Annotated in this window: 9 protein-coding genes; all 9 read left to right on the forward strand. The window is 45.3% G+C overall.

Going from position 1 to position 7,158, the window contains the following annotated elements:
* The coding region (locus AC5V8P_RS21375; RefSeq protein WP_495473839.1) for a FliM/FliN family flagellar motor switch protein at positions 1 to 379 on the forward strand (379 nt) is incomplete at its 5' end.
* A complete protein-coding gene (gene fliY / locus AC5V8P_RS21380) occupies positions 369 to 1,682 on the forward strand; it encodes a flagellar motor switch phosphatase FliY (RefSeq protein ID WP_064798103.1) in 1,314 nt (437 codons plus the stop codon). The genes AC5V8P_RS21375 and fliY, both read left to right, overlap by 11 nt.
* 29 nt (positions 1,683 to 1,711) lie before the next feature.
* Positions 1,712 to 2,077 (forward strand): response regulator, encoded by a 366-nt coding sequence (locus AC5V8P_RS21385; RefSeq protein ID WP_013370687.1) that lies wholly within the window; start codon positions 1,712 to 1,714, stop codon positions 2,075 to 2,077.
* A 12-nt stretch (positions 2,078 to 2,089) separates the two neighbouring features.
* Positions 2,090 to 2,626 carry a flagellar biosynthetic protein FliO gene (locus AC5V8P_RS21390; protein WP_013370688.1) on the forward strand — a complete coding sequence of 179 codons (537 nt, stop codon included), beginning with the start codon at positions 2,090 to 2,092 and terminating at the stop codon, positions 2,624 to 2,626.
* A complete protein-coding gene (gene fliP / locus AC5V8P_RS21395) occupies positions 2,623 to 3,378 on the forward strand; it encodes a flagellar type III secretion system pore protein FliP (protein ID WP_063208929.1) in 756 nt (251 codons plus the stop codon). The genes AC5V8P_RS21390 and fliP overlap by 4 nt, the downstream gene beginning before the upstream one ends.
* A 37-nt stretch (positions 3,379 to 3,415) precedes the next feature.
* A complete protein-coding gene (gene fliQ, locus AC5V8P_RS21400) occupies positions 3,416 to 3,685 on the forward strand; it encodes a flagellar biosynthesis protein FliQ (protein ID WP_007430038.1) in 270 nt (89 codons plus the stop codon).
* A 10-nt stretch (positions 3,686 to 3,695) separates the two neighbouring features.
* Positions 3,696 to 4,481: a flagellar biosynthetic protein FliR gene (gene fliR, locus AC5V8P_RS21405; protein WP_064798102.1), complete on the forward strand. Its 786-nt coding sequence runs from the start codon at positions 3,696 to 3,698 to the stop codon at positions 4,479 to 4,481.
* Entirely contained in the window at positions 4,481 to 5,593 is a 1,113-nt protein-coding gene (flhB, locus tag AC5V8P_RS21410; protein WP_064798101.1) for a flagellar biosynthesis protein FlhB, read from the forward strand. Before fliR ends, flhB begins: the two co-directional genes overlap by 1 nt.
* A gap of 23 nt (positions 5,594 to 5,616) precedes the next feature.
* A partial coding sequence (locus AC5V8P_RS21415) for a flagellar biosynthesis protein FlhA (protein WP_495473840.1) occupies positions 5,617 to 7,158 on the forward strand: 1,542 nt, incomplete at its 3' end.

Below are 7,158 nucleotides of genomic sequence, written 5' to 3' on the forward strand. Positions count from 1 at the left end.
TGATACCACGGGGATGATTAACCTCTGTATTCCGCACGTGGTATTGGAACCTATTATGGCCAGACTGTCCACGCACCAGTGGTTTACATCCGAAAAGAAATCAAGGGCGCCTGAAGAGATCGACGCCTTGAGATTACGGGTCACCAAAGCAGAGCTCCCTATTATTGCGGAGTTGGGTGAATCCCGGATAAATGTAGCCGAGTTTTTGGGCCTTTCGGTAGGAGATGTCATTTCATTGAACAAGCCTGTCAAAGAAGGATTATCCATCCGGGTAGGCGAGAAATTGAAGTTTATGGGAAGTCCCGGCATGGTAAGAGATCGTGTTGCCGTACAAATTGATGAAATTGTCAACGAAGGAGTTGAAGAAATTGACGAGTAAAGACTATTTGTCCCAGGAGGAAATTGATGCCTTGCTGAAACAGTCTGAAGCGGGGACGGATTCTACTCCCGCAGGCAAGACCGTTGACGATTTTCTGACTTCTCTGGAGCAGGATGCTCTCGGAGAAATCGGTAATATAACGTTCGGCAGCGCAGCTACGGCTCTTTCCACACTGCTCGGTCAAAAGGTGGATATTACGACACCTAAGGTTTCAATTATTACACGTTCTGAATTTGAAACTGCATTTCCAAAGCCGCACGTAGCCGTGCATGTGAATTACGTCGATGGATTTGAAGGCATTAACTCGCTTGTAATTAAAAAGCGTGATGCGCAGGTTATAGCAGATTTAATGCTTGGTGGTGGAGGAAACCCGGCAGATGAAGAATTGAATGAAATTCACATCAGTGCTGTGCAGGAAGCGATGAACCAAATGATGGGATCATCTGCGACCTCCATGTCTACCATGTTTAATCGTTTTGTTAATATCTCTCCACCGGGAATTGATATATTGGACCCTCTGCACGGTGATGGAGTATCCAGCCTGCCGGATGAAGAGACGTTGATTACTGTATCCTTCCGGTTATTGATTGGAGATCTGATCGATTCTACATTGATGCAACTGTTACCTGTTAATTTCGCCAAAAAAATGGTAAGCATCTTAATGAATGGCGGAGAGGATGACGAGCAACCGCAAGCGTCCGCACAGCAGGCAGCTGCAACGGCTGCTCCCGAAGCGGCGAAACAAGCTAGCACTCCGCAGCCGCCGTCTGCACCAGCCTACCAACAGCCGCCTGCAGCCGCGCAGGCGCCGCAAGATGCAGGCTATGGACAACAACCGCCAATGTATCCTCAAGATCCGGGATACGGGCAGCAGGGCGCTCCAGGGTATGGAACGCCGGGTTATGGAATGCCAGCAGGTGTACCGCCGCAAGCGCCTTATGGAACGCCTCATCATTACGGGGCTGTACCGCCGGGACGTAATGTAAATGTGCAGCCTGTACAATTCTCTAACTTGCAGTCTGGTGGATTTCCGCAGGTGGATGAAAACAATTTAAATTTATTGATGGACATTCCCCTTAGAGTCACCGTAGAATTAGGAAGGACCCAAAAGCAAATTAAAGATATTCTGGAGCTCTCACAAGGTTCAATTATTGAATTGGACAAGCTTGCCGGGGAGCCGGTAGACATTATGGTTAACAACAAACTGATTGCCAAGGGCGAGGTTGTCGTAATCGACGAGAACTTTGGCGTGCGTGTAACGGATATTGTGAGCCAATGGGACCGGATTCAAAAATTACAATAAAAGGATAATTTAGGGAGGATTTATTTCAGATGGCAAACCGTATTTTGATCGTGGACGATGCTGCATTTATGAGAATGATGATTCGGGACATCCTGTCCAAAAATGGATTTGAAGTAGTAGGAGAGGCCCAGGATGGATCACAGGCCATTGAAAAATTCAAGGAGCTTCGTCCGGACCTGATTACGATGGATATCACAATGCCTGAAATGGACGGCATTGCCGCTCTGAAGGAAATCAAACAAATTGACCCGAATGCGAAGGTTATCATGTGTTCCGCGATGGGGCAGCAAGCTATGGTTATTGATGCCATTCAAGCTGGAGCAAAAGACTTTATCGTTAAACCATTCCAATCGGATCGGGTTATCGAAGCCATCAACAAAACACTGGGTGTGTAAGGCGCATTCAGTATGGATACACAACAGGGTGCCTCTGACGCTTTGAGTACATCCAGCAATATAGGAAACATTGCCTGGGTCCTTTTCGTGCTAATCTTTATCATCGTACTGATCGTGTACTTGATACGGTTTTTGAGTAAAAGAAATCAGAGCTGGTTCAGCAACCGCTCCGTTCGCATACTGGGAGGCGTGGGGCTTGGCCCCAATAAATCCCTTCAGCTTGTTGAAGTTGGTAGCAGTGTGTACCTCATTGGTGTGGGAGAAGATATCCGGCTTGTTGACAAAGTGTCCGATCCTGAAGAAGTGGAGCAAATTTTGGCCGCACTGGAGCAGGAAGCTTCCCTGCAGCGCGGCCCAATTGCCCCGCTATTCGCTAAAATTGCGGATAAGCTTCGCCGGAACAACGCGGCACAGCAGCAGCAACCTGAAGAGGAGACATCTTTTCATGAAATGTTTGAATCCAAGCTTCGGCAGATGCCGAACCGCAAAGACAAACTTGAAAAGCTGCGCAATGAGGAGAATACTACAGATCGGTCGGGAGATTCATGAGAAAAAAGATTATACTAGCATGTTTGCTGCTTGTCTTGTTCAGCTTTATTTCGGTGACGGCGGCCTCTGCGGAACCGATTCCGAACATTGATATTCAAGTCGGCAATTCGGACAAAGGACAGCCCGGTGCCACCTCGCTGTCTATTATTTTACTTATTACTGTCATTAGTGTAGCGCCTGCATTGCTGGTACTGATGACAAGTTTTACGCGTATCGTGATTGTACTTGGCTTTGTGAGAACTTCACTGGGAACTCAGCAGATGCCGCCCAATCAGGTGCTTGTTGGACTGGCCTTGTTTCTCACCTTATTTATTATGGCACCGACCTTCTCAGCTATGAACGAAACTGCGCTTCAGCCGTATCTCAAGGGGGATATAACACAGTCTCAGGCACTGGATAAGGCATCGGTACCAATGAAAACTTTTATGTTCTCTCATACACGTGAGAAGGATCTACTGCTTTTTATGAAATACACCAAGATGGAAAAACCAAAGAATTATCAAGATATTCCTTTAACGGTGATGGTTCCGGCTTATGCAATCAGCGAGTTGAAAACGGCATTTCAGATGGGCTTTATGGTTTTCATACCCTTTTTAGTTATAGACATAGTAGTGTCCAGTACACTTATGGCTATGGGGATGATGATGCTACCGCCGGTAATGATTTCGCTTCCTTTCAAAATACTGCTTTTCGTACTTGTAGATGGTTGGTATTTGGTCGTCAAATCGTTACTACTAAGTTTTAATACATGAATACTTTCTGCAAGGACAGCAATCAAGGAGGACGGCAATGACTTCGGAGTTTATTATATCCCTGGCTGGGCAAGCGGTGTACATTGTACTCAAGGTGAGTGCTCCGATGCTGATTTTGGGACTAGTCGTGGGTTTGATCATCAGTATTTTTCAAGCGACAACTCAGATTCAGGAGCAGACACTGGCCTTTGTTCCGAAGATTGTCGCCGTATTGCTGGCATTGCTATTGTTTGGGCCTTGGATATTGACCACATTAGTAGACTTTACGTATAACATTCTGGACAATTTGTACAAATATATAGGTTAGGCTGAAAGTTATGAACATATTGTTGCAGAGTTTTCCTGTTTTTTTGCTGATTTTTTGTCGGATTACCTCGTTTTTTGTAGTAGCGCCTATTTTTTCAACCCGAGGGGTACCTAATATCTTTAAGGTCGGGATTTCAGGTTTTCTAGCTTTGGTCGTGTACCTTACTTATGGTACGCATCAACAGGTGCCAACGGATGTAGCGTATGTGCTGTTAGTAGGCCGTGAGGTGCTAATTGGGTTGTTGCTGGGGTTTACTGCATATCTGTTCATGACAGCGATCCAAACCGCAGGTTCATTTATAGACCTACAGGTGGGGTTCGGAATGGCCAGTGTATTTGATCCAATGACAGGGGCCTCAACGCCTCTAACGGGTAATTTCAAATTCGCTATAGCTACTTTGTTCTTTTTGAGCATCAACGGGCACCATCATCTGCTAAATGCTATCTTATACAGTTATGATTGGATACCGCTGACAAATGATTTTTTTATAAAGCTGTATGGTGGCAGTGTAACTGAATTCCTGGTACGTTCCTTTGCGGAATCTTTTATGCTGGCCTTTCAAATTGCTGCTCCCATTGTAGTAGCTACCTTTTTAACGGATGTGGGACTTGGATTTTTAGCTAAAACAGCACCGCAATTTAATATTTTTGTCATTGGTGTGCCGCTTAAAATTATTGTGGGATTATTCATGTTAATGCTTCTCATGCCAGGTTTTGCTTTTATATTCGAAAGATTGTTTTCTGTGATGTTCGAATCCATGCGCAACTTGTTGGATATTATGGGTAATCGTCCTTAATGTCTGGTCTGGAGGAACGTAGTTTGTCATTTAAATATGCTATGAACCTGCAGTTGTTCTCAGGGGAAAAAACGGAAAAAGCTACACCCAAAAAGAAACAGGATGCAAGACAAAAAGGGCAGGTTGCCAAGAGCATGGAGTTGCCCGCTGCTGGTGTCCTGCTGGTTACGTTTTTTTGCCTCATGATTTTCGGCGGGTATTTTAAGGATCATGCGGTCCGCTTGTTTCGGGATATTTTTATGAATCGCCTTTCTATGGAAGTAACACCGAATACAACGCTACTGATGATGGGTGAGTATGGTGTACAAATCTTGATTATGCTGGCTCCCATTTTTGTGGGTGCTATTGTCATCGGGATCGCAGCGAATTACATGCAAATCGGTTTTTTATTAACCGGTGAGGGCATTACACCCAAGTTTAGCAAGATTGACCCGATTAAAGGCTTTAAAAACATTTTTTCCATGAGGTCATTGGTTGAATTCCTAAAATCTGTTTTAAAAATGACCGTAATTGGCTATCTGGTGTACAGCGTACTTTGGAAAACAAAGGCTGACCTCCCCAAACTAGCTGAGATGTCCGGCGACCAGATGTTGAGTTTCACAGCTTCATTAACAATGGAACTAGGACTCAAAATTGGTGTGGTGCTGTTCATTTTAGCGATATTGGATTATATGTATCAACGTTTTGAGCACGAGAAAAATCTGAAAATGTCCAAACAGGACATTAAGGATGAATACAAAAAAATGGAGGGTGACCCGCTGATCAAAGGGAAAATCCGCGAGCGCCAGCGCCGTATGGCTATGCAGCGTATGATGCAGGAGGTTCCTAATGCAGATGTCATCATCACCAACCCTACGCACTTTGCTGTGGCTTTGAAATATGATGGTTCGGAGATGGAAGCGCCGCAGATTATTGCGAAAGGACAAGACTATGTCGCGCTCCGAATTAAGGAAATTGCCAAGCAAAACGGCGTTATTACGATGGAAAACAAGCCGCTAGCGCGGGCGCTGTTTCAAAGAGCCGAAATCGGGGATGCGATACCAGCTGATCTTTTTCAGGCTGTTGCCGAAGTGCTGGCGTATGTATATAAATTAAAAGGTAAAGTGAAATAAAGGGATCGGAGGCCAAGAGACCCGTGAAAATAAAAGAAATAACCGTCCTTGCAGGCGTCATCGGTATCGTTCTTATGATGATTCTCCCGATCCCTTCATGGCTGCTGGATGTTCTACTCGTCATTAATATTTCTATTGCTTTAATGATTTTGCTCGTATCAATGAATACGAAGGAAGCTTTACAATTCTCTATCTTTCCTTCATTGCTGCTCATTACAACGTTATTTCGTTTGGCGCTCAACATATCTACGACCAAACTTATTTTAGGTGAGGGCCATGCCGGCGAAGTAGTTGCCACGTTTGGTAGCTGGATTGCAGGCGGTCAAATTGCCGTCGGCTTTGTTGTCTTTCTCATTCTAGTGGTCGTACAGTTCATTGTGATCACCAAGGGATCTGAGCGGGTAGCTGAGGTGGGCGCCCGGTTTACATTGGATGCGATGCCAGGTAAACAAATGAGTATTGATGCTGATTTGAATGCAGGTCTGATTAATGAGCAGCAAGCCCGTGAACGACGCAGTAAAATCGAACGAGAAGCGGATTTTTACGGAGCTATGGATGGTGCGAGTAAATTCGTTAAAGGTGATGCGATCGCCAGTATTATCATTTTGATCATTAACCTGGTGGGCGGCTTTATAATTGGTATGGCCGTTCAGGGAAAAGGATTTCAAGAAGCACTGTCTACGTATTCTGTTCTCACAATCGGTGATGGATTGGTCAGCCAGATTCCTGCGTTGCTCATATCCACGGCATCAGGTTTGATTGTTACGCGGGCTACATCGGATGGCAACTTGGCAGAGGATTTAACCGGACAGCTCTTTTCTTATCCAAAATTGATATACATTGTAGCTGCCACCATTGCATTATTGGGCCTTTTCACGCCTATTCATATCATTACAACTCTTCCACTGGCGATTCTATTGTTTTTCGCAGCCCGAAGAATGCAGGGCAATATGGAACGCAAGCAAATAGCTGAAGAACAGTTAGAGGAGGAGCAACAAATCGAAGAGGTGCGTAGTCCGGAAAGTGTTATTAATTTGCTTCAAGTAGATCCCATTGAATTTGAGTTTGGGTACGGGTTGATTCCGTTAGCGGATACACAGCAAGGCGGTGATCTACTGGATCGGATCATTATGATTCGCCGTCAATGCGCCTTAGAGCTCGGGTTGGTTGTGCCAGTCATTCGTATTCGGGACAACATTCAGCTCAAGCCTAACGAATATGTAATTAAAATTAAAGGCAATACGGTAGGCGGCGGAGAGCTGTTGTTGAATCATTATCTGGCTATGAGCCCGGGATACGACGACGATTCTATTACAGGGATTGAAACGACAGAACCTGCCTTCGGCTTGCCTGCGCTCTGGATAGACGAGAACACCAAGGATGTTGCCGAACTGTCAGGTTATACGGTAGTTGACCCACCTTCAGTTGTAGCTACTCATCTAACAGAGACGATCAAGAAACATGCCCATGAGTTGCTTGGCAGACAGGAGACACGCTCGCTGGTTGATAATCTCAAGGAGAATTATCCAGTGCTGGTGGACGACCTTATTCCGTCTGTGCTGGCG

Source organism: Paenibacillus sp. N119s (assembly GCF_059447605.1).